Origin of the sequence: Bacillus sp. FSL R5-0709 (genome assembly GCF_038004785.1) — a bacterium.
GTDB lineage: Bacteria > Bacillota > Bacilli > Bacillales > Bacillaceae_G > Bacillus_A > Bacillus_A mycoides.
The window spans coordinates 3,331,087-3,352,622 of sequence record NZ_JBBORT010000001.1 but is presented as its reverse complement, the minus strand read 5'-3'; the positions used below and the strand labels follow the sequence as shown (position 1 = coordinate 3,352,622).

The 21,536-nt window shown below is 34.7% G+C and carries 25 protein-coding genes; 18 read left to right on the top strand and 7 right to left on the bottom strand.

The features are described 5' to 3' along the window. Nucleotides 1-20: 20 nt before the first annotated feature. Complete coding sequence (locus MKX37_RS17125; protein ID WP_078422222.1) at nucleotides 21-578, bottom strand: CatB-related O-acetyltransferase; 558 nt, start codon at nucleotides 576-578, stop codon at nucleotides 21-23. 139 nt (nucleotides 579-717) lie between these two features. Between MKX37_RS17125 and MKX37_RS17120 the strand changes: the two genes are divergently transcribed. The 8 genes from MKX37_RS17120 to MKX37_RS17085 all read left to right on the top strand — a co-directional run bounded on the left by MKX37_RS17120 (nucleotide 718) and on the right by MKX37_RS17085 (nucleotide 5,803). After that, a complete protein-coding gene (locus MKX37_RS17120) occupies nucleotides 718-1,059 on the top strand; it encodes an ASCH domain-containing protein (RefSeq protein WP_002167855.1) in 342 nt (113 codons plus the stop codon). After that, the gene (locus MKX37_RS17115; protein ID WP_002128457.1) at nucleotides 1,056-1,451 is read left to right on the top strand and encodes an NUDIX hydrolase; all 396 of its coding nucleotides are present in this window, start codon (nucleotides 1,056-1,058) and stop codon (nucleotides 1,449-1,451) included. The genes MKX37_RS17120 and MKX37_RS17115 overlap by 4 nt, the downstream gene beginning before the upstream one ends. 86 nt (nucleotides 1,452-1,537) lie before the next feature. Next, complete coding sequence (locus MKX37_RS17110) at nucleotides 1,538-2,158, top strand: acetate uptake transporter (RefSeq protein ID WP_000070943.1); 621 nt, start codon at nucleotides 1,538-1,540, stop codon at nucleotides 2,156-2,158. 142 nt (nucleotides 2,159-2,300) lie between these two features. Continuing rightward, complete coding sequence (locus MKX37_RS17105; protein WP_001062757.1) at nucleotides 2,301-2,744, top strand: flavodoxin; 444 nt, start codon at nucleotides 2,301-2,303, stop codon at nucleotides 2,742-2,744. 16 nt (nucleotides 2,745-2,760) lie between these two features. Then, entirely contained in the window at nucleotides 2,761-3,660 is a 900-nt protein-coding gene (locus MKX37_RS17100; protein WP_002087724.1) for a WD40/YVTN/BNR-like repeat-containing protein, read from the top strand. A gap of 218 nt (nucleotides 3,661-3,878) precedes the next feature. Next, nucleotides 3,879-4,079, top strand: coding sequence for a cold shock-like protein CspB (gene cspB, locus MKX37_RS17095; protein WP_001179147.1), 201 nt, complete (start codon nucleotides 3,879-3,881; stop codon nucleotides 4,077-4,079). A gap of 189 nt (nucleotides 4,080-4,268) precedes the next feature. After that, nucleotides 4,269-5,114 carry an exonuclease gene (locus MKX37_RS17090; protein WP_002167856.1) on the top strand — a complete coding sequence of 282 codons (846 nt, stop codon included), beginning with the start codon at nucleotides 4,269-4,271 and terminating at the stop codon, nucleotides 5,112-5,114. Nucleotides 5,115-5,455: 341 nt separating this feature from the next. Beyond that, nucleotides 5,456-5,803: a hypothetical protein gene (locus MKX37_RS17085; protein ID WP_002087722.1), complete on the top strand. Its 348-nt coding sequence runs from the start codon at nucleotides 5,456-5,458 to the stop codon at nucleotides 5,801-5,803. A gap of 313 nt (nucleotides 5,804-6,116) precedes the next feature. On the opposite strand, the gene MKX37_RS17080 is transcribed toward MKX37_RS17085, so the two are convergent. Next, the gene (locus MKX37_RS17080; RefSeq protein ID WP_002128454.1) at nucleotides 6,117-7,208 is read right to left on the bottom strand and encodes a DUF3900 domain-containing protein; all 1,092 of its coding nucleotides are present in this window, start codon (nucleotides 7,206-7,208) and stop codon (nucleotides 6,117-6,119) included. Between the two features lie 115 nt (nucleotides 7,209-7,323). Further along, nucleotides 7,324-7,650: a hypothetical protein gene (locus MKX37_RS17075; RefSeq protein WP_002087720.1), complete on the bottom strand. Its 327-nt coding sequence runs from the start codon at nucleotides 7,648-7,650 to the stop codon at nucleotides 7,324-7,326. 464 nt (nucleotides 7,651-8,114) lie between these two features. On the opposite strand from MKX37_RS17075, the gene MKX37_RS17070 reads away from it, so the two are divergent. Both MKX37_RS17070 and MKX37_RS17065 read left to right on the top strand, forming a co-directional pair. Then, nucleotides 8,115-9,026: a VanW family protein gene (locus tag MKX37_RS17070; protein WP_002128453.1), complete on the top strand. Its 912-nt coding sequence runs from the start codon at nucleotides 8,115-8,117 to the stop codon at nucleotides 9,024-9,026. A 222-nt stretch (nucleotides 9,027-9,248) separates the two neighbouring features. Next, complete coding sequence (locus MKX37_RS17065; protein ID WP_002128451.1) at nucleotides 9,249-10,157, top strand: VOC family protein; 909 nt, start codon at nucleotides 9,249-9,251, stop codon at nucleotides 10,155-10,157. A gap of 200 nt (nucleotides 10,158-10,357) precedes the next feature. Here the strand turns inward: MKX37_RS17065 and MKX37_RS17060 are convergent, their stop codons facing one another. Then, nucleotides 10,358-10,876 (bottom strand): GNAT family N-acetyltransferase, encoded by a 519-nt coding sequence (locus MKX37_RS17060; protein WP_002087711.1) that lies wholly within the window; start codon nucleotides 10,874-10,876, stop codon nucleotides 10,358-10,360. A gap of 313 nt (nucleotides 10,877-11,189) precedes the next feature. Here MKX37_RS17060 and MKX37_RS17055 point away from each other — a divergent pair, with 313 nt between their 5' ends. Together MKX37_RS17055 and colA are read left to right on the top strand one after the other, a co-directional pair. Beyond that, the gene (locus MKX37_RS17055; RefSeq protein ID WP_002066498.1) at nucleotides 11,190-11,867 is read left to right on the top strand and encodes an MgtC/SapB family protein; all 678 of its coding nucleotides are present in this window, start codon (nucleotides 11,190-11,192) and stop codon (nucleotides 11,865-11,867) included. 203 nt (nucleotides 11,868-12,070) lie between these two features. Next, a complete protein-coding gene (gene colA, locus MKX37_RS17050) occupies nucleotides 12,071-14,986 on the top strand; it encodes a collagenase ColA (RefSeq protein ID WP_002128448.1) in 2,916 nt (971 codons plus the stop codon). A 33-nt stretch (nucleotides 14,987-15,019) separates the two neighbouring features. Here the strand turns inward: colA and MKX37_RS17045 are convergent, their stop codons facing one another. Next, nucleotides 15,020-15,523, bottom strand: coding sequence for a GNAT family N-acetyltransferase (locus MKX37_RS17045; protein WP_000636220.1), 504 nt, complete (start codon nucleotides 15,521-15,523; stop codon nucleotides 15,020-15,022). Nucleotides 15,524-15,778: 255 nt separating this feature from the next. Between MKX37_RS17045 and MKX37_RS17040 the strand changes: the two genes are divergently transcribed. The 6 genes from MKX37_RS17040 to MKX37_RS17015 all read left to right on the top strand — a co-directional run bounded on the left by MKX37_RS17040 (nucleotide 15,779) and on the right by MKX37_RS17015 (nucleotide 19,973). After that, a complete protein-coding gene (locus tag MKX37_RS17040; protein WP_002128447.1) occupies nucleotides 15,779-16,177 on the top strand; it encodes a DUF2871 family protein in 399 nt (132 codons plus the stop codon). 136 nt (nucleotides 16,178-16,313) lie between these two features. Then, the gene (locus MKX37_RS17035) at nucleotides 16,314-17,705 is read left to right on the top strand and encodes an FAD-binding oxidoreductase (protein ID WP_002128446.1); all 1,392 of its coding nucleotides are present in this window, start codon (nucleotides 16,314-16,316) and stop codon (nucleotides 17,703-17,705) included. 6 nt (nucleotides 17,706-17,711) lie between these two features. Next, nucleotides 17,712-18,059, top strand: coding sequence for a DUF4260 domain-containing protein (locus MKX37_RS17030; RefSeq protein ID WP_000415340.1), 348 nt, complete (start codon nucleotides 17,712-17,714; stop codon nucleotides 18,057-18,059). A 24-nt stretch (nucleotides 18,060-18,083) separates the two neighbouring features. After that, nucleotides 18,084-18,620, top strand: coding sequence for a GrpB family protein (locus MKX37_RS17025; protein WP_000808566.1), 537 nt, complete (start codon nucleotides 18,084-18,086; stop codon nucleotides 18,618-18,620). Nucleotides 18,621-18,807: 187 nt separating this feature from the next. Then, nucleotides 18,808-19,413, top strand: a complete 606-nt coding sequence (locus MKX37_RS17020; protein ID WP_000275775.1) for an FMN-binding negative transcriptional regulator — start codon at nucleotides 18,808-18,810, stop codon at nucleotides 19,411-19,413. A 350-nt stretch (nucleotides 19,414-19,763) separates the two neighbouring features. Continuing rightward, entirely contained in the window at nucleotides 19,764-19,973 is a 210-nt protein-coding gene (locus tag MKX37_RS17015; RefSeq protein WP_016120604.1) for a hypothetical protein, read from the top strand. Between the two features lie 46 nt (nucleotides 19,974-20,019). On the opposite strand, the gene MKX37_RS17010 is transcribed toward MKX37_RS17015, so the two are convergent. Both MKX37_RS17010 and MKX37_RS17005 read right to left on the bottom strand, forming a co-directional pair. Then, nucleotides 20,020-20,208 carry a Phr family secreted Rap phosphatase inhibitor gene (locus MKX37_RS17010; RefSeq protein WP_000592011.1) on the bottom strand — a complete coding sequence of 63 codons (189 nt, stop codon included), beginning with the start codon at nucleotides 20,206-20,208 and terminating at the stop codon, nucleotides 20,020-20,022. Next, nucleotides 20,205-21,299 (bottom strand): response regulator aspartate phosphatase, encoded by a 1,095-nt coding sequence (locus tag MKX37_RS17005; protein WP_001102705.1) that lies wholly within the window; start codon nucleotides 21,297-21,299, stop codon nucleotides 20,205-20,207. Before MKX37_RS17005 ends, MKX37_RS17010 begins: the two co-directional genes overlap by 4 nt. Between the last annotated feature and the right edge of the window lie 237 nt (nucleotides 21,300-21,536).

Genomic DNA, 21,536 nt, shown 5'->3' with positions numbered 1-21,536 from the left:
GGATGCTCTTTTTGTTTAGATCAAGTAGCTTCTTCTTCGGGAGAAGTGAAAAATTCGTTGACTTTGTTGGAGAGTAGAAATGGAATAGCTCCTTTTATAACGGAAATGTCCCAGTCCCACCATGCAAGGTTTTCTAGTTTTTCAATGATTTCTTGCGGGAAACGATATCGAACTAGTTTGGCAGGATTACCAGCGACGATTGCATATGGAGGTACGTCTTTTGTAACAACACTCTTGGCCCCGATAATGGCCCCGTTACCAATTGTAACACCAGATAAAATGCAGGATTGATAATCAATCCATACATCATTGCCGACTACGATATCACCTTTTGAAGAAGGATGACCAGTAATGTGTGCTCCTTCTTCGAAGAGGACATTAAATGGATAAGTTGTTATCCAATCAGCACGATGTTCACCGCCAAGTACGAAAACGACTTCTTCTCCTAATGAACAAAACTTACCTATTTTTAATTTTGTTTCATCATTCCAAGAAAAAATAATAGGGCCTACTTTACTGTAAGTATAATCACCGATATCATATTTATTATATTCAGGTTTTTGATTTAAATATAACATACCAATTTTAGCATCCTCTCTAAAGAAAGTAATGGATATGGAACATTATATGTAAGGTGAAGTAAGGCGAACTATGTTGTATGAAATAGTAATGTGCAAAAATGTTAGTAGGCAAGATGAATAAAAGGGAGTGAAATGTATGAGATACGAAATGGGATTATATAATAAACCTTTTCAGTCGATTCAATTAGGAAAAAAAGTATATGAAGTACGCTTATACGATAAAAAACGTCAACTTATAAAAAAAGACGATGAAATTGTATTTACGAACCTTACGACAGCAGAAACGATGGCTGTAAAAGTAACGGAGATAAAACGATACGAAAGCTTTAAAGCAATGTACGAACAAATTGATAAAAAATTATTTGATTGTGAAGAACTTAGTATAAAAGAAATGTTAGAAAGTACATACGGAATATATACGAAAGAACAAGAAAAAGAATGGGGAACAGTTGCGATTGGTGTTGAGGTAATAAAGTGAGAAGAAATCGCGGTGCAGCTATAATTATACAAGGTGGTAAAATCGCTCTTATAAAACGTGTTCGAGAAGGTGAGATGTATTTTGTTTTTCCAGGCGGGGGAATTGAAGAAGGAGAAACGCCTGAAGAAGCAACGAAGCGAGAGGTTTATGAAGAATTAGGGGTACATATACAAGTGGAGCATCTGATTGCAAAGGTGGAGTATAAAGGTACGGAGTATTATTATAATGCCCATATTATAGGTGGAGTTTTCGGAAGTGGTAAAGGCGAGGAGTTCGAGCTGAAAGATAGAGGGAGTTATATTCCTTTATGGATGCCGGTAAATGAGTTGCCAAATTTAAATGTAAAACCTTATGATGTGGCCAAATGTGTATTTGATTATTATGGAATATAAGGTCTGACAACATACAAAAAAAACCATTGACATAGCCTTCTGATTTAAGTATTGTATTCGAGTATGTTTATAATCAGGAGGTTTATATGAGCAATCAAACTACTACACATCATGTGAAAATGACAACAGCAGATCCATCTGGAATCGGTCTATTTGGATTAGCGATGGTAACACTTGTAGCATCGTCTCAAAAGTTAGGCTTAACAGATGGCGTTTCACTTGTATTACCATGGGCAATCTTTTTAGGAGGATTTGCACAAATCTTTGCATGCATTCACGATGCAAAGCACAACAATACGTTCGGTACAACAGCATTTGGTGCGTACGGCCTATTTTGGTTAGGTGTTGGAATGACTTGGTTAATTCAACTTGGAGTATTTGGCGAAAAATTAGCCCAAACTGCAGATTCAAAACAGCTCGGTGTAGCCTTTATCGGATACTTGATTTTCACGATCTTTATGACAATTGGTGCAATGGAAACACATAAAGTATTATTTATGATTTTCGTCCTTATTGATTTCTTATTTATCGGTCTTTCATTAAGTACTTTAGGTGTTATGCCGCACGCAATGCATAATTTAGCAGCGTATTCTGAACTATGTATTTCATTATTATCTTTCTATGGTTCAGCAGCAGCTGTGTTAAATACACACTTCGGAAAAGTTGTATTACCAGTTGGAAAACCCTTTGGTATTTTTAAAAAGTAATAAAAAAGAACAGATGATTGTATAGTCATCTGTTCTTTTTTTTATGGAATAAAATAAAATAGCAAAAAATATAATTGAAATTGATTCTCATTATTAATATAATGAGAATAAGAATCATTTATTGTAAGAGGGGGATGCCAAAGTGGCGAAAATTTTAATAGCGTATGCAAGTATGTCAGGGAATACAGAGAGTATTGCTGATTTAATTAAAGTAAGTTTAGATGCCTTTGATCATGAAGTAGTATTACAAGAGATGGAAGGTATGGATGCTGAAGAATTATTAGCGTATGATGGAATCATTTTAGGATCTTATACGTGGGGTGATGGTGAATTACCATTTGAAGCGGAAGATTTCCATGATGAGTTAGAAAATATAGATTTAACGGGTAAAAAAGTGGCTGTTTTTGGATCAGGTGATACGGCGTATGAGCTGTTTTGTGAAGCGGTAACGATATTTGAAGAACGTCTTGTAAAATGTGGGGCAGAACTTGTACAAGAAGGATTGAAAATTGAATTAGCTCCAGAAGATAAAGAAGACGTTGAAAAATGCAGTGATTTTGCAATTGCTTTTGCCGAGAAGTTCTAGGAACGGGAGTGTCAACGTGGAAACAATGTTAAGTGCAACTGCTATTACAAAGTTAAGAGATGGAAAGCTTTTGTTAGCTACTACATATAATGGTTTATTCATTGAAAAAGATGGAGAATGGAAACAGGCTTTAACTGGTTTCCAAAAACGAATTCGAGATTTACATAGTGAAGGTAACGTAGTTTACGGAGTAGGAGACGAAGGAGTTTTTATTCGTAGTATGAATGGTGGAGAAACGTGGACGATCCAGCGCTTTCCAACGAAAGCAACGAGCTGGAATGTATGTAGTAATGAGAATGGAACAGTAATTGCTCATGGAGATAAAACACTGTATCATTCTAATAATTTTGGTTCCACATGGGAGACTATTCAGCCATTTCTTAATTACGGTAGTGAGGCACCATCTATTCGATCATTATTTTTATATAAACATTACTTATTTATCGGTACGAAAATACATACTAAATATGGTGGTGTTTGGCTTTTTGATTTAGAGACACGTAAATTAAAAAGGATTAAAATAGCGATGAATCAGATGATTTCTGCGTTGACTATACATAATTCCTATTTAGTAGCGGCAAGTGGATCGTGCAAGGGAATTAGCGGAAATATTTCTTTTTGCAGAATAAATGAGAGTATCGAAAGTGATAAAATAGGTTGGCATACATGTCAAAGTGAACAAAAAGCGAGTAGTTATTTAGATTTAAGTGTGGATCAACATGTGTTATATACAACGTCAACGCAAAATAAGGCGGGAATTAGCACTGTTTGCCGTGTGCTTCTTGAAGAAGGAATTGTTACAGTATGTGATTCGGTTAAAGGGCATGGTTGGCGCATTGTTAATGAAAAAGAAGGCTATGTTGTAGCTGGATCAGGTGAATTAAAAACGATGCAGTGGAAAAAAAAAGCTGTATAACTTTAAAAAAACTTTACTTTTATTATATTGGTATGATATAGTTACTTTAAACCATTTTACTTTTAATAATATAGAGATTTAAATGAGCTGTAACTTCCGAGGAGGATAGCAATGTTAAATCTCCTCTGGGGTTGCAGTTTTTTAATATATGATGTATTATTGTAAAGTGGTTGAAAATGAATATGTACATATAGGTACATTGTAGGAGGATTTTTTAAATGCAAAACGGTAAAGTAAAATGGTTTAACGCAGAAAAAGGTTTCGGTTTCATCGAGGTTGAAGGCGGAGAAGACGTATTCGTTCATTTCTCAGCTATCCAAGGCGACGGCTTCAAATCTTTAGAAGAAGGTCAAGAAGTTACTTTCGAAGTAGAACAAGGTAACCGTGGACCTCAAGCTACAAACGTAAACAAGAAGTAATTATGAAAAAAAGAAGGGCTTGCCCTTCTTTTTTTTTGCGTTTTTATTGAATATCCTCCTATGTACATGTAATAATAAGACTGAATTTTTGATTTTTATGCGAAGTTTTTCATGCATAAAGTGCATTAATAAATAAATACTGAAAATAAAGTATGTGTGTGAAAAGGAATTTAGAAAGAGGTAAATAAATTGAAAAACGCTACACACTTCATTGTGTTTGATATTGAAAGGAATTTTAGGCCGTATAAATCAGAAGATCCGTCAGAAATAGTTGATATTGGAGCTGTAAAAATAGATGTGAGTACAATGAAGGTTATTGGAGAATTTTCAGAGTTAGTAAAACCAAGTGCCCCATTAACTCGTCATACAACAAAATTAACTGGAATTACAAAGAAAGATTTAATAGGTGTAGGGAATTTCCCTCAAATTATAGAGAAATTTATTCAGTTCATCGGAGAAGATTCAATATTTGTTTCATGGGGAAAAGAAGATTACCGTTTTCTATCTCAAGATTGTACATTATACGGTGTAGAATGCCCATGTATGGAAAAAGAGAGTAGATTTGATGTGCAAAAATTTGTTTTTCAGGCGTATGAAGAATTATTTGAGCATACACCAAGTTTACAATTAGCAGTGGATCAGCTCGGCTTAACGTGGGAAGGGAAGCAGCACCGGGCTTTAGCAGATGCTGAGAATACAGCAAATATCTTTCTGAAAGTATATGGCGAGAGAGATATTAACAAGCGATACAAGAGACATGGTGAGCTTGAACTTGTAAAGAACGGAAAACTAACAGAAAAAGCGAAAAAAAGGATGCGGAAATGGGTGTTTAAAGAACTGAGAAAAAATACAGAGCGTCCTTTTGTATGGAGTGCATTTGAAAGTAGTGACACGTGGGAAGGTATAACGGAAAGATATTATATAAGTGAATCAGCAGTAGAACTTCTGAAAAAACACTTTCCTACTGCGGTGAGAAAAGCGGAGCGGCAGCTTAGGTATTTGGCTGAGATGGAGAAAGTAGTAGAAGAAAGTTAGTAATAAAATTTATTTTATTCATATGTACAACTAGACTTCAGGATTAAGTTGCTGAAGTTTAGTTGGAAAATTCACGGCTTGTCCTGTATTGTTAATGGAATATTTTGTTGTTTTTAGTACGGATATACATAGAAAAGAGTGTAGTTTAATGGAAGCAATCTTTAACATTTTAACCGTTTTAGTTTTTTTGACAATATTTACCACACTATTTGCACTAATTACACTTCCTTTCATAGCAAAGAAGAAGAATTGGAAAAAGCTTAATATATCTTTAGCTCGTGGTGTATTAAAGATTAAAATCGAAGAGTAAGGTAAGAGTCTTATACAAGGGAGGTGTGATAGTGATAGACTTGGAAATCAAAGATGTCACCGTACAGATGGAATTAAATGGTGTCTTTTGGAATGAGGATGGAATTGCTGAAATGATGGTGACTACAAAAGCGGAGCATTCTCTTATTCTTCGTCTAGTAGTTGACTTAGAAAGTAAAACGATTCGTGCGATGAATGCCGAGATAGTGGGTGGGTTCTGTCCTCTATGTAAACAGAAAAGGAACGAATGTAGTGAACTTAATGACGTGCAAAATAAAATGGATATTTTAGAAGAAGCCTACGATTGGGTGAGAGAGCATCCGGAATATCGTTTTCAATTATCTTTTTACGAGTACAATAAATTTGAGGTAGTAAAGTGAAATTTTCATTTTAACAACATACATAATGACTAAAAGGAAAAACACCAAAAACTTATAGAAGGACTTGGTCAACTAGGGATATTGAAGTAGATGTCTCTCATGGAAATACGCTTGTACAACAAGGAAGGAATCTGCTTGATGCTACAAGAAATGTCATCTTGGAGCAAAAATATTTTTTAAAAATAAGCATATTTGTTATAAAGAAGAAAAACCGATTCTTAGTAGAATCGGTTTTTAGTATAAATGTCAACTATGTCCCAAATAAAAGAGCGCTTGTTAATAGAGCTCAGTAAAAATAGGTATATGGAAGCATTTATTCGATCCCATTCGAATCATAAGAATACTGCTGTTTATTCTCAATCCGCTCAATTACGTCCTGTAATTCATCCGGCTTCAAAAACTCAATGGGAGAGAAGCCTTTCTCAAACGTAAGTGTATCAGCCTCAATCATTAATACATATCGGTCGTTTACCTTTGCAATATGTATTAGGTCTCCGAAATCAGCAAGCAAAGCCTTCACAGAGATATGATCTGCTTTTAGCTTTAATTCCACTTCAGGGGCGTGCTCGACGATTTGAGCGGTAGCTTCCATTACTTCTTCTGTTGAAAATTGTTCCATAATTTCGCGTTTCGGACTGGCAGCCCATACTTCCATCGCTTGGTCGAACTGTTCACGTTCTTCAGTACCTTCTTCAAATACATCTTCAATTTGGTCGTATACCATGTCCATTACTTGTGTTTTCATAATTTCAGGCATAGAGCGTTCGTATTCGACGAATTTTAAGAAGTCTTCAAAGTAGCGGGCGTGTGATGCTTGGTGTATTTTTAGTTCGCCAGGCTCCACCATACCTTCTTCAGGCATGTATGGGTACTGGATAGATTTCATATTCTTTGTTGTGATGGCCATTTCAACGTTACGAATAAGTGTTGATTCATCAGAAATGGAAGCAACCTTTGGTTCGAAGTCACATTTCATTACGAATACGAATGGATCATCAAAGTATTTGCGTAGTTTTGCTTGAGCGATTAAAAACACACCACCACGTACAGCGCTTGTGTCAAGGTATGTATAAACGAGAGGTTCGCTCATATCTTTGAAGTTTTCTTTTGTTTCTGCAAAGCGAATACGATTAAATAAGTTGTAATGAGGGTTTGAATCGAGTTCATGCCCTTCTTCTACAATAAAGCGACCGATCTTCGTTGGGGCTTGTTCTGTTTTTGCGTGACGTTCTACTTTTCGCTTTGAAATTTTTAATAATTCACCATTCAAAAATTCTTTTAAAGAGCTATCTTCATACTCTTCAGCGTCTAATGTTTGAAAATGTTTATAGCGCTTATCAACTGCTTCACCTTTTCCTTCTACTTGTACTACATAAAAAGAAAGAAAATTTATTTCAAAATCCATATTTATCACCTTGTTTCATTTCATTAACTCTTATCAGTATAAAGATGGAAAAAACTTTCGTCAATTTATATAAGGAAGGGGGAGCCCCTTCCTTATATATTTGTTATTTTCGAAATTAAAATCCGTCTTCTAATGCTGAAAATGGAATATTTAGCCTGTTTTCTACTGTACGTAAACGCTGATTTAAGCGGTTTAATCTACGCGTATGACGCTCAACTGTGTTTTCTAGTTGACGTACTCTTTGCTCAAGTTCATTTACTCGTCTTTCTAATTGACGGTTTCCAGTACCAGGGAAAGAGATTGGAAGTTGAAATTGTCGATTTTGATCATATGGATTAACTTGTTCTGTTTGATCTATATATTGTTGGTATTGTGCCTGTAAATCATACTGAGGTTGGTAACCATATTGGTTATATGGATCATAAGGATTGTAGGGATACATAAAAACATCCTCCATTTCTTTATAATAGGTTAAATTCATCATAATGTATGTGCAAAAGCGGAGTAGTGGCACGGCAAATACCTATATACCTGAAGTGAATGATTGTTTTTACCGCTAAAAGCTCGGTTTAAGTTGTTAATAATGATCACATATGAGAAAGCGGTATTGCGGTTTCTGAAGCATGCAGGTGAATAGAGAGGTGAAATGAAAGGGTGTTACATTTGTATTTCATCTGTTGAATGGTATATACTGGATGGAGATAGGTTGCATAAAAGTTACAATTTTATCAAACTCGAAAATTTATATAAATATGTATAGACATTTACAAAAGAAAAGAGTAATTTTAATAGAGTAAAAAACAACTTGTAACATTTTCTAAATATATTGTAAAATGATTGTAACAAAAGATACATAAAAATGAAATAATACATAAGAAATAATGTTGGGGAAAAGGAGAGAGTATATTGTTCCGAAAAATAAAGGGTATATTAGTAGGGGTGCTATGCGTAGCTGTAGTAAGTGGTTGTGGTACAAAAGTAAGTGATGTGGCATTAGTAAGTGATTTTGGTGGGAATGTTGTAGAGGCTAAGGCTGATGTACAGGATTCAATTAGCTTAGTGGATGGGCGTACTGGTACTGAAGTGAAAAAAATAGACTTATCGAGTTTAGGTTATTTTGAAGATGAGGCGAAATTCAAAAAATCCGTAACGAAGGTTGCAGGTGAAGTCGGGAAAAGTGTTGACAAAAAGATGGTCCCTTCACGTATAGCATCTGATGGATCATGGCAAGAAGGAAAGCCTTCTTTTGAATTAATGGAAAAAGAATTAGTAGATAAATTATTAAACGTTGGTATGTGGGATTCTTCATATCAGTTACCTATCGTTGAGAAAAAGCCTACCGCAACATTAAGTGATGCGCAAGGAAGTGGCACGGTAATTGGTAGATATGAAACGAATTTAGGTGGATCAGCAGGTGGCCGTATTGAGAATATTCGTTTGTCGGCAGCGAGCATAAATGGAGTTGTATTAGCAAAAGGAGACAGTTTCTCTTTCAATGCATTAATCGGTGATACAACGCCAGATAAAGGATATCAATTAGGTAAAGAAATTGTAGATGGTAAATTAGTAGATGGTTATGGTGGTGGCGTTTGTCAAACATCATCAACGCTATACAATGCAGCAGATCAAGCTGGTTTGAAAATGGTAGAGAGAACTACACATTCTAAAACAGTAGGTTATGTCCCTCAGGGAAGAGATGCTACAATTGCTTATCCATATTTAGACTTAGTATTTGAAAATACGAATGATGCTCCTGTTAAGCTTTATATGGGCATTCAAGGCGGAAAGTTAGTTGCTGAAGTACATAAGATGAAATAAATATGTAGTTAAAGGATAAGAAAGTAAAATATTTATAGTTTCTATAATTGAAGCCATCTCTTCTGAATTTCAGAGGAGATGGCTTTTTGTCATTAATGGCCTTCTTAAAAAACTATGAATTCTGATTTTTCTTATTTACATAGTGTGTTTTTAGTTGTATCCTTCATAGTAACGGCGATGTTAGTTTGTTTTGAAATAAAGGATTAGGAGAGGAAGTTATTCATGGTACAAATTCATCCGAAAACACGTATTGGTCATGTCGAATTTAAAGTAAAAGATTTAGAGCGTCAAATTGCTTTTTATGAGAATGTAGTAGGGTTAGAGGTAAGTAAGGAAGAGGGGAATAAAGCATATTTAACAGGAAAAGGTGGTAAGAATACGTTACTTGTTCTTGAGCAGTTGGAAGATGCAGCGCTACAAGAACCGCGTACGACGGGTATATATCACGTAGCCTTTTTAGTTCCGACTCGTGAAGCTTTTGCTTCGGCACTATTTGGTGTTATTCGCAATAAGAATGTCATTGAAAGTCCAGCTGAGCAAGAAGGGCGTTATACATATTCAAATGAAATTTTGCCAATTTCAAGATTTAATAGTGCAAGTGATCATACGTATAGTGAGGCGTTTTATTTACAAGATTTAGAGGGGAATGGTATCGAGATTTATGCAGATCGCCCTCGAGGTCAATGGGGAGAAGGGCCAGGGGGAAGTACGCCACTAGATTTAAAAGAACTGGCAACACTCGTTAATTATGAGTTTGATGGATTACCTGCTGACACTGTCGTTGGGCACGTCCATTTACGAATAGCTGATGTAGGAAAGTCACATGAGTTTTATGTAGATACAGTAGGTTTTGAAGTACAACAGCGTGAAGATGATTGCTTATTTATTTCGGCAGGAGGCTATCATCACCATATTGGTGCAAATACGTGGAACGGAGTAAATAATCCGTATCCACCAGCACATGCAACTGGACTAAAAGTGTATACGATAGTACTACCGCATAAAGAAGCGTTAGATGAAGTGAAAGAAAGATTAATAGAAAAACAACATGAAATAAATGAAACTACAAATGGATTTACTGTAGTAGATCCAAGTGGTATTACAGTGCAGTTTGAAATAGAAGCAGTATAAAGTGAAACTTTAATCAGTGGGGGCTTTGTTCATCCCCCACTGATTATTAGCCTTCACCAATCGGGCGTTTATGGGCAGTTAATCCCCCGCCTAACTTCTTTGTTCCAGCTGAATTTTGAGGTGGGAGTTGTACTGCCCGTTAACGCGGGATAAAACAAGCCAGAAAGTGTTTAATCACTTTCTGGCTTGTTTTTGATTATTTAGAGCTCAATCCAATACCTTCTCACAACATTCCCATCTTCTTCAGTGAAATCATCATCACGGAGACCGCCGTTATGTAAAATCGTTTTCTCTGAAGCAGTATTCACCTCGTCGCAAACGACAAGTGCTTTCGTGATGTTTAATTCTTTCGTTTTTTCTAATGATAACTCTAGTAACTTTGTAGCATAACCTTTTCTTCTTTCAGAAGGGCGAATACCATAACCGATATGGCCTCCAGCATTAAATAAATGCTCCGTCAAACTATGACGAATATTAACAACTCCTACAATTTTATTTTCATTTGTAACAAGCCAATAAGTAGAATCTGGTACCCAAGTTTCAGGAATATTTATTCCGTTATGTGCGTCGTGTAATTCTTGAATCATTGCCGTGAAATTAGAAGGATTTTTTGAAATAACCCATGGAATCATCGTTTCACCGCTATCTTTCCATTCGTTATAAAAATCTAAGTATTCTTCTTGTAAATCAGTAGTAGGTGTAAGTAAAGAGACGTTCATTGTTAGTAAGCTCCTTTTATTTATGTTTTATTTCACAAAAATTATGATATAAAATGAAAGCGTTTCCTGAATTTCTCAACCTCATTTCACGCAACTCATATGCCATTTTTAACTGAAAATAAGTTAGACGTTGAACTTTAAAGTTTTTTTGTATGAGAAGTAGGTTGTTTCATTTATGTTAATATTTAAAATATTAACATAAAATCACTGGGATATTAAATGTATTTTAATAAAATGCTTTTATATCGATGGGTAGATGCATGTGATAATTTTTGTTTTATCTCTCTATAATGAATAAAAGGGGGAAGTGCTCGTGAGCTTACATATTGATTTTATTATACGAATCGGTGTTGCTGGTTTGTTAGGGGCGATAATCGGTATTGAAAGGGAAATTCGCTCAAAAGAAGCTGGATTAAAAACACATTTCCTAGTAGCCGTAGGGAGTGCTTTAATAATGGTCGTTTCGAAATATGCTTTTTCGGATATTGTGTTTGAAGAACATATGGCTCTTGATCCGAGCCGGATTGCAGCGCAAGTTGTTAGTGGAGTTGGATTTTTAGGTGCAGGTACAATCATTATTCAAAAGCAGGCAGTGAAAGGATTAACGACAGCGGCTGGTTTATGGGCTACAGCAGGAATAGGGCTAGCAATTGGAGCAGGTATGTATGTTGTAGGGATTGGAGCGATGATTCTCGTTTTGATTGGTTTAGAGATTGTAAGTCGTATTTTTAAGGTGCAATTTTTATTTCCGCAAAATATAACAGTGCAAATGTGTATAAATAAACACGAAGCGGTACAACAAATAGTAGAGACTCTACGAGTGAAAGGTATTCCAATACTTTCATATGAAGTTGAAGCTTTACAGCAAGATACAGAAATAGTTTATAAGGTAGGAATGCAATTGAAAAATATATCGTCAGAAGAAAAGAATGCATTTATTCAGCATATGCAAACATTGCCGGAAATTACGTTTATAAAGTTAAAATCATAGTGTTGAAATAGAGGATAGATGTAGCAGGAATTTCGCTATTATCTATCTTTTTTTGACATAAATCACATGTGAAGTCAAGTGTTAATTTCGCTTTGAGTGGATACATGTGTGAACGTTCCCTTCTTTTTTCTCAATACAGAATAAATAGTCAGAATAGTAAAATAATGGAGCGGGACACTAAAAAATGTAAGGTAGGGGAGAGCATGAAAGGCTATTCAAAAAAAGTTTTAGTAGGGGTAAGTTTTGCTAGTTTAATGTTAGGGAGTTTTCAAGGAAGCATATTGGCGGAAGATACTAAGGGAGAGCAAGTTTCATATCGAAATGTGCTAAAAATGGAGCCGGTTGGCGTACAACTACCAGTGGAAGAATTAGCTCATTCATCGAAAGTATTAGAAAGCAAGTCTTTTGAGAAAAGGCTACAATTTGCTGATTTATCGCAAAGACCGCCTGAAGTAAAAAAGGAAAGTAAGCAATTAGCTGTAGCGAAAACTTATACAATTGCTGAATTAAATCAATTAAGCAATCAACAATTAGTAGATTTACTTGTAACAATCGATTGGGAGCAAATTACGGGGCTATTTCAGTTTAATAAGGACAGTCTTGCATTCTATCAAAATGATAGTAGGATGCAGGCAATTATTGATAAATTGAAGCAGCAAGGACAGGCTTATACGCAAGACGATTCAAAAGGGATTGAGACATTAGTGGAAGTTTTGCGATCAGGGTTTTATTTAGGGTTTTATAATACAGAATTAAGTAAACTAAATGAACGTAGCTATCATGACAAGTGCTTACCTGCATTAAAAACGATTGCGAACAATCCAAATTTCAAACTCGGTACGTTAGAACAAAATAAAGTTGTATCATCATATGGGAAATTAATAGGAAATGCTTCGAGTGATGTGGAAACGATAACATCGGCTGCAAAGATTTTTAAGCAATATAATGATAATTTTTCTACATTGGTAGATAATCTTTCAGCTGGAAATGCGATTTACGATATTATGCAAGGTGTTGATTACGATATTCAATCGTATTTGTACGATACGAGAAAAGCACCGAAAGATACAGTATGGTACCAAAAAATAGATAGCTATATTAATGAATTAAGTAGATTCGCGTTAATGGGAACGATTACAGAGAAAAACGGATGGCTTATTAATAATGGCATTTATTATACAGGTAGACTCGGCACATTCCATAGTACAGGGACAAAAGGATTACAAGTTGTAACAGATGCGATGAAAATCTATCCTTATTTAGGTGAGCAATATTTCGTAGCAGCTGAGCAAATTACGACGAATTATGGCGGGAAAGATGCAAACGGTAACGTTGTTAATTTAGATCAAATACGAGAAGATGGGAAGAAAAAGTATTTGCCGAAAACGTATACGTTTGATGATGGTGCAATTGTTTTAAAAGCGGGAGATAAAGTGACTGAGGAGAAAGTTAAACGTTTATATTGGGCAGCAAAAGAAGTGAAGGCACAATTCCATCGTACGGTTGAAAGTGACCAACCGTTAGAAAAAGGAAATCCAGATGATGTATTAACGATGGTTATTTATAATAGCCCGGCTGAATATCAATTTAATCGTCAATTGTACGGGTATGAAACGAATAACGGCGGTCTTTATATAGAAGGAACAGGTACGTTCTTTACTTATGAACGTACGCCAGAAGAAAGTATTTATAGTTTAGAAGAATTGTTCCGACATGAATTCACGCATTATTTACAAGGTAGATATGAAGTGCCAGGACTTTGGGGACAAGGTAAGATGTATGAGAATGAGAGATTATCTTGGTTTGAAGAAGGGAATGCTGAGTTTTTTGCAGGTGCAACGAGAACGGACAACGTCGTTCCAAGAAAGAGTATTATAGGAGGACTATCTTCGAATCCAGCAGAACGTTATACCGCAGAGCGAACGTTAAATGCAAAGTATGGAACGTGGGATTTCTACAATTATTCCTTTGCTTTACAATCGTATATGTACAATAAGAGATACGATATGTTTGATAAAGTTCATGATCTTATTAGGAAAAATGATGTAACAGCATATGATGCATACCGCTCTGCTTTAAGTAAAGATGCGAATTTAAATAAAGAGTATCAAGACTATATGCAAATGTTAGTAGACAATCGTGAGAAATATAATGTTCCGTTAGTGTCAGATGATTATTTAGCAACTCATGCACCGAAACCAGTTTCGGATATTGCGGCAGAAATTACAGCGGAAGCAAAATTAAGTAATGTATCAGTTAAGAAAAATAAATCACAGTTCTTTAATACATTTACACTACAAGGAACGTATACAGGTACTACTGCAAAAGGAGAATATGAAGACTGGAAAACAATTACACAAAACGTGAATGATACGTTAAAGCGTTTAAGTGCAAAAGAATGGACAGGCTATAAAACAGTAACAGCGTACTTTGTAAATTACCGTGTGAATGCATCAGGACAATTTGAATATGATGTTGTATTCCATGGTATTAATACAGAAGAAGGTGCTGTGAATAAAGCACCAGTTGCGGTAATAAATGGTCCGTATAGCGGAAATGTAAATGAAGCAATCTCGTTTAAAAGCGATGGATCAAAAGATGAAGATGGGAAAATTGCTTCTTATAAATGGGAGTTTGGCGATGGTACTGAAAGTAGTGAACAAAATCCAACTCACGTATATACAAAAGAAGGAACATATACAGCAAAATTAACAGTAACAGACGATAAAGGATTAACTAATACTGCTACAGCAAGTGTAACGGTTCAAAAGAAAGAAGATAACAGTGTAGAAAAAGAGCCGAATAATTCATTCCAAACAGCGAATAAACTGCAGTTAAACCAATTGTTACGTGCAAGTTTAGGAAACGGTGATACAAGTGATTACTTTGAAATAAATGTGGAAACAGCTAGGAATCTCCAAATTAACGTAACGAAGGAAAATAATATTGGGGTAAACTGGGTTCTTTATTCAGCAGCAGATTTAAATAATTATGTTACGTATGCTCAGACGCAAGGAAATAAATTAGTGGGCAGCTACAATGCGCATCCAGGTAAGTATTATTTACATGTATATCAATATGGTGGGGGAACAGGGAATTATACGGTAGAAGTGAAGTAACAAAAAGGTCGCCATGAATGGCGACCTTTTTTATTATGCGTTATACCCGAATAATTTTAGATCTTCTCCGGAGTCTGAAATTATTTTTTCGAATCGCAATCCTACTTTTTCTAACAGATTGCCTGAAGCAGCATTATCTATAGAAGTAATTGCTACAATTCGTTTCATACCTAGCTTATGTACACCGTATTCGATTACCGCAGCAGCTGATTCATAGCCGTACCCTTTCGAACGGAATTTTTCTAAAAAGGCAAAGCCGATATCAACATCTTCTAATGAATCTCTTTTAATAAGGCCGCACATGCCAAGTGGAGTGAGATCTTCTTTTCGTTCAACTAAGTAAAGACCAAAGCCCATTTTATTATACATATCGACCGGACCGTTTAAAATATAATTTTGAGCATCTTCTAGGTTTCTAACCCTTTTATCACCAATAAACTGAATCCATGCAGGATCGTTTACTAACTCAAGAATAAACGGAGCATCTTGTATATCGAACCAACGAAGAGTGAGTCGTTCAGTTTCAAGAACTATCAATCTATTGCACCACCTTTATAAGTTATAATAATTAGTATGGATTGTGTAACACAAAAGCGCAACATATTTTAATAGAGTCCTGCTTGTTCACATAAAGTTCGATTGTTTTGTATAAAAGGATATTTTATAATTAGGATTGACTGTAAAGAGTGAGATGCTTATACAATGACTCCTAGGAAACTAGGAGTTTTTACTATATAACTATCATTATTACTAAATATGACACATTACACATTCTACTTAAGGAGGTACATAATGAAGAAATTATATAACGCATCGTTTACGTATTTAATTATTGGTTTACTATCAGGAATATTCGCTAGGGAGTATGGGAAATTTAAAGGAATACTAGGATCTACACTATTAAATCTTTTGCATACACATACGTTAGTACTTGGCTTTTTCTTCTTTTTAATTGCTTTAGGATTAGCGAAAGTATTAGCTTTTCATGAAGTGAAAGGATTTAATAAATGGTTTGTTTTACATAATATCGCATTAACTTTAATGTTAGGATCGCTGGCAGCGAGAGGACTTCTTCAACTAAATGGAGCGGACTTTAAAGGGTTAACTTATATTGTAGGGTTCTCTCATTCTCTGATGGCATTTACTTTAGTTTGGTTTATGATTTTATTGAAAAAATCGTCTAAAATATAGTTTTAAAAAAGAACTTGTAGGGAATACTGCAAGTTCTTTTTTGTATATAAAATTTCATAAATTTAACTATTCTAATTATTTTGTATAAAAATGGTATAATTAATGTAGAGTAAATAATATAAAAGGAGAGTATGTAATGGAAATAACAATTGAGCGTTTAGTAAATGAATTAAAGGATGTACTTCCTGAAGATCAAGTAGTGGTTAATAAGACAGTAAGAGAGTTACATAGTAAAGATGAATCTTACCATAATAGTAGTTTACCTGATGTAGTTGTTTTTCCAAAAACGATGGAAGAGGTTAGAGCAATAATGAAAGTAGCGAGTGAGCATAAAAAACCTGTCATTCCATTTGGAGTAGGTTCTAGTTTAGAAGGTCATATAATTCCTTATGAAAAGGGGATTACAGTTGATTTTTCATTAATGAACAAAATACTTGAAATAAGAGAGAAAGATTTTCTTGTGAAAGTACAACCAGGAGTGACTCGTTCTCAGCTCAATAAAGAATTGAAAAAGTACGGTTTGTTTTTTAGTGTAGATCCAGGTGCAGATGCAACGTTAGGAGGCATGGCTGCTACGAATGCGAGCGGAACGACAGCGGTTAAGTATGGCGTAATGCGTGATCAAGTTCGTGATTTAGAAGTGGTGCTAGCTGATGGGCAAGTGATACATACTGGCAATTTAGCGGCGAAGTCATCATCAGGTTATCATTTAAATGGTATTTTCGTAGGATCAGAGGGTACGCTTGGATGCTTTACAGAGCTAACATTAAAAGTATACGGCATACCAGAACATGTTATGGCTGCGAGAGCATCGTTTCCAACTATAAATGATGCAGTAGAAGCTGTTATTAATATACTACAAGCTGGTATTCCAATTGCGAGAATAGAACTTGTTGATGAATTATCTATGAAACAAGTAAATCATTACAATGAAACAAATTACAGAGAAGAACCAACACTGTTTTTAGAGTTTCACGGAAATGAAGCAGGGCTAACGCAAGATATCGAGTTTACGAAGGAAATTGTTTTTGATCATAAATGTAAAGAAGTTGCTTTTGAAACTGAAACTGCGGCAAGAAATAAATTATGGGATGCAAGACATAACTTAGCTTATTCTTACGTTCATAGTTACCCTGGCAAAAAGCTAATGAGTACAGATGTATGTGTGCCAATTTCAGAGTTAGCTGGCGCGATTCAAAATGCGAAAGAGACGTTAGATAAGGTGGGCCTTGTTGGTGGTATTCTTGGCCATGTAGGAGACGGGAATTTTCACGTGCTCTTAATGATTGATCCAAATGATAAAGATGAAGTGAAAAAAGCGGATGAAATAAATGAAAGTATTGTACTGTATGCTCTTAAGCGTGGCGGAACTTGTACAGGAGAGCATGGCGTTGGAATAGGAAAGCAGAAGTATCAAGAAGAAGAACATGGTGCGGCATTATTGGTAATGGAGAAAATAAAGAAAGCTCTTGATCCGCAAAATATTTTAAATCCGAATAAAATTTTCAAGCTAACAGATAAGGAATGATGAATTTTGGAGAAACGAATTATACACTTTGAAGGATTGGTCGTCTTATTAGCTGCGATTTATATATATGCATTATGTGGATTTAGTTGGTTATTATTTATCGTATTACTTTTTGCACCTGATTTAGCAATGGTGGCGTACGCTATTAACAAACGTGTTGGTGCACAAATTTATAATCTATTTCACACATATATCATATCAATATTACTTGTTTTAATAGGGGTCTATTTAAAGATGGATACAATTTTAATGGTTGGTTTAATATGGACAGCACATATTGGAATGGATCGAATGCTTGGGTATGGATTGAAGTATGAAACTGATTTTAAGGATACGCATATTCAGAGGTTATAAAAGTGATTTGAGAAGGGTGGTCAATTGAAACAATTTATTACTGTTGAGAAATATAATACACAATGGGAAAGTGAATTTTGTAAATTACAGACGTTGATTAATAACGTAATGGGAGAACTCATTTTTTCTATAGAGCACGTTGGGAGTACATCTGTTAAAGGCCTTGCTTCTAAACCGATATTAGATGTCGATGTTGTAATAGAAGATTATGATGTTTTTCCGAAAGTAATAAAGAGGCTTGAACAGATAGGTTATTTTCATCAAGAAGAGTGGAGTTTTAAGGGGAGAGAAGCTTTTGGGAGAAAGGATCAATATGTTCCGAGGGACGGGAAGAATACAATTTGGATGGAACATCATTTATATGTATGCGATAAGAATAGTGAAGAGTTAAGAAGACATGTGGCGTTTCGTGATTACCTTCGTGGAAATCCAAACGTTGTTATTGAATATGGAAAGCTAAAGAAAGAATTAGCAGAAACGGCGGAAAATCGCTTAAGTTATAGCTTAGGCAAAACGGAATTTATTGAAGCTGTATTAGAAAAAGCTATGAAGGATAGTTGAATAGAAGAGTTTGTATCAATACGAAAATAGACTAAGGTGGCAGAAATCATATAATGCCACCTATTGTTTTTGAAGAAGAGGTTTTACTATATGAACTGACCTTATAAAACAATTACAATCTGCCCCTGCCAAATAATAAATCTCGTAAATATAATGAGAAATAAGAAGATAAGAAAAGAGGGAGCTTATGTACATACCAAAACATTTCACTATACAAGATGAAGAGACGAAGTACGAAATTATTGAACAAAATAGCTTTGCAACTTTATTTTCTCAACATAACGGAGCACCGTACGCAACGCATTTGCCGTTATTGTTAAATAGGGAAACACTTACTTTATCCGGGCATTTTGCACGTCCAAATGAGCAATGGAAAGATAGTGAAAATCAACAAGTGTTAGCTGTTTTTCAAGGACCACATAGTTACATCTCTCCGTCATGGTATGAAACAAATAAAGCAGTACCAACATGGAACTATGTTGCGGTCCATGTATATGGAGAGTTAGAAATTGTTGAAGATGAACAGGAATTAATAGATTCTCTTCAAGATTTAGTACATAAATATGAAAACTCAAAGAGCACCTACTCACTGAAGGATGTAGATCCGAATTATATGGAAGGATTAAGTAGGGGAATAGTTGGGTTCAAAATAAAGATAAATAATATAGAAGGAAAAGCGAAGTTAAGTCAAAATCATTCTGGGCAAAGACGGAAATTAGTTGTGGAGGAACTTGAGAAAGTTGGTAGTGAGGGGAGTAGGGGGATTGCTGATTTGATGAAAGAAATAGAGTGATTTCATATGAAGTAAAGGGATATTTCTATTTTTGTAGAAATATCTTTTACTTGAAAGAAAAACTGCCTCCGTAGCTCTAGAAGGGAAGAGCGCCGGAAAACAGTGTAGAACCGGGTCGCAAGGCGAAGGTTTCAGAAGCACCGAAAAGCAAATAAGCTGAGACAGGTGAAACTCCTGTCGGTGAAATTCCGTAGGGAAGCGTGTTCCCCTTAGCCTATGCTTACGAAAGGAGTACGGGTTCGAATCCCGTCGGAGGCATATAGAAAACCGTATATTAAGAAATAGTTTGTCTTTGTTATACTCATTTAATGGTAAAATTAAAGTTAGGATATTTTATAGTGGGAAACAAAATGGAAGTGTTTTTAGTAGCCATCTTTTCAGCGACTATCATAATGATGACTGTTTTTGTTATAACAAAGGCTTGTTTTACGGGGTACAAGAGGAATGATATATCATTTCGGAAATTTATTTTTTTATTAAGTGTTTCAATTATGATAGGCTGTTTAGTATCATGGGTGTTACCATTTGGCTATGAAAAAATATTGGATTATATTAACTAAATAAGCGCATTTAAAAAGACCTTCTTAATTGAAGGTCTTTCATTTTTTAAAGTGCTTTTTCAGCTGTTGTCGTGTTGTAGTCTTTACTAACGTCAACTGATTGAACAAAATCAGGTCTTTGTGGTGCAGGAAGATCGGCATGACTTGCTTGATATGTAAATGAACTATTTATTCCAATAGACACAATACCAATAACAGATAATCCTAAAACGAGAGAACTAATTTTTTTAATCATTTTAGAGCTCCTTTCTCAAACGTTTTTTCTTTTGCTTGTAACGCTTTATGAAAATATTCACTCGCCTTTATATGATTATTTTCATCATAAAATTTAACAGCTAGTTTCTCTGAATACTCTTGAGTGTAGTTATATAAAGATTCTTTGTCGAAATAAGTAATTCCTTCAAGAATAATTTTTTCTAGATCTTCAGTTGACTCATTATTGTTAAATGAATTTAAATTTTTAAAATGAAGTATATATTCTTCATTATTTAGTTCTGTACAAACTTTTAATCCTTTTTTAATAAGTTCTTCCGCAATATTTATTTCACCAAGTTTAGAATGTTCTCTAGCTTGTAAAAAGGTCGCTTTAAAATGTGTAGGTATTTTTGTTGTAACTTCTGATAAATGTCGAATTGCTAGAGGAGAAAGGTTTTGACTTGCATAGAGCCAACCTAGATTATTGCGAACACTTAAAACTAAAGCATTCTCGTTGAATTTTTGTAAAATAGAAAGAGCAGAATTGAATTTTTCCTCTGCTTGTTCATATTGTTTTAAAAATACACATGAAGAACCAATTATGTTGTCACAAAGCGCTAATTTTATTTCAAATCCTTTTTCAGTAATGAAAATTTCTCTGGCTTTTGTTGCTTGCTGAATTGCTTCAATAGGTTTATAAAAATGTTGATTAAAGATAGCGAATCGATAATTGAATTCTGCTTCCTCTAATTTATCTGAAATATTGACTAATAGTTTCTCTGCCTTTTCATAATGTTTACTCGCTAAGTTATAATTTGTTGTTAAAGTAGCATAAATCGCTTTAAACAAATTATAGTAATAAGAAAGTGGATGATTAGATGAGATGGTATAAGAATCTATCTTATCAAAACTATCTTTAGTAATACTTAAACTAGCTGTTAAAATTTTATAGCGAAAATCTAGTAAGGAATAGTATAATGCTAAATTTTCGTCTTCTTTAAAATGTAGTTCCTTTTCCTCAATTTCATGCTTTAAATTCGTCGCCTGTGAAACATCTTGCTTTAGCATAGCTAAATACCAATCATTAAATAGTTTTGTAATTTGTTCATTACCTTGTAGTTGAACGTTCATGAAATCCCCTCACTTTTTGAATATTCTTATAAAACATATTATCAAAAATAATAATATTTAGAAATGGGGTTTTATATTTCTCAATATTTGTTTAGTGGATTTATTATTAAACAAATTGGAATAAAGTCAGTTTTGTTCTTTAGTTTAAGGGAGGGGAGTGTGGAATATAGTAAGGATAACTATAAGATGCTTCAGTCTATCTGTTTAAAAGGGAAGTGTATAAAAAAAGTGTGTTCA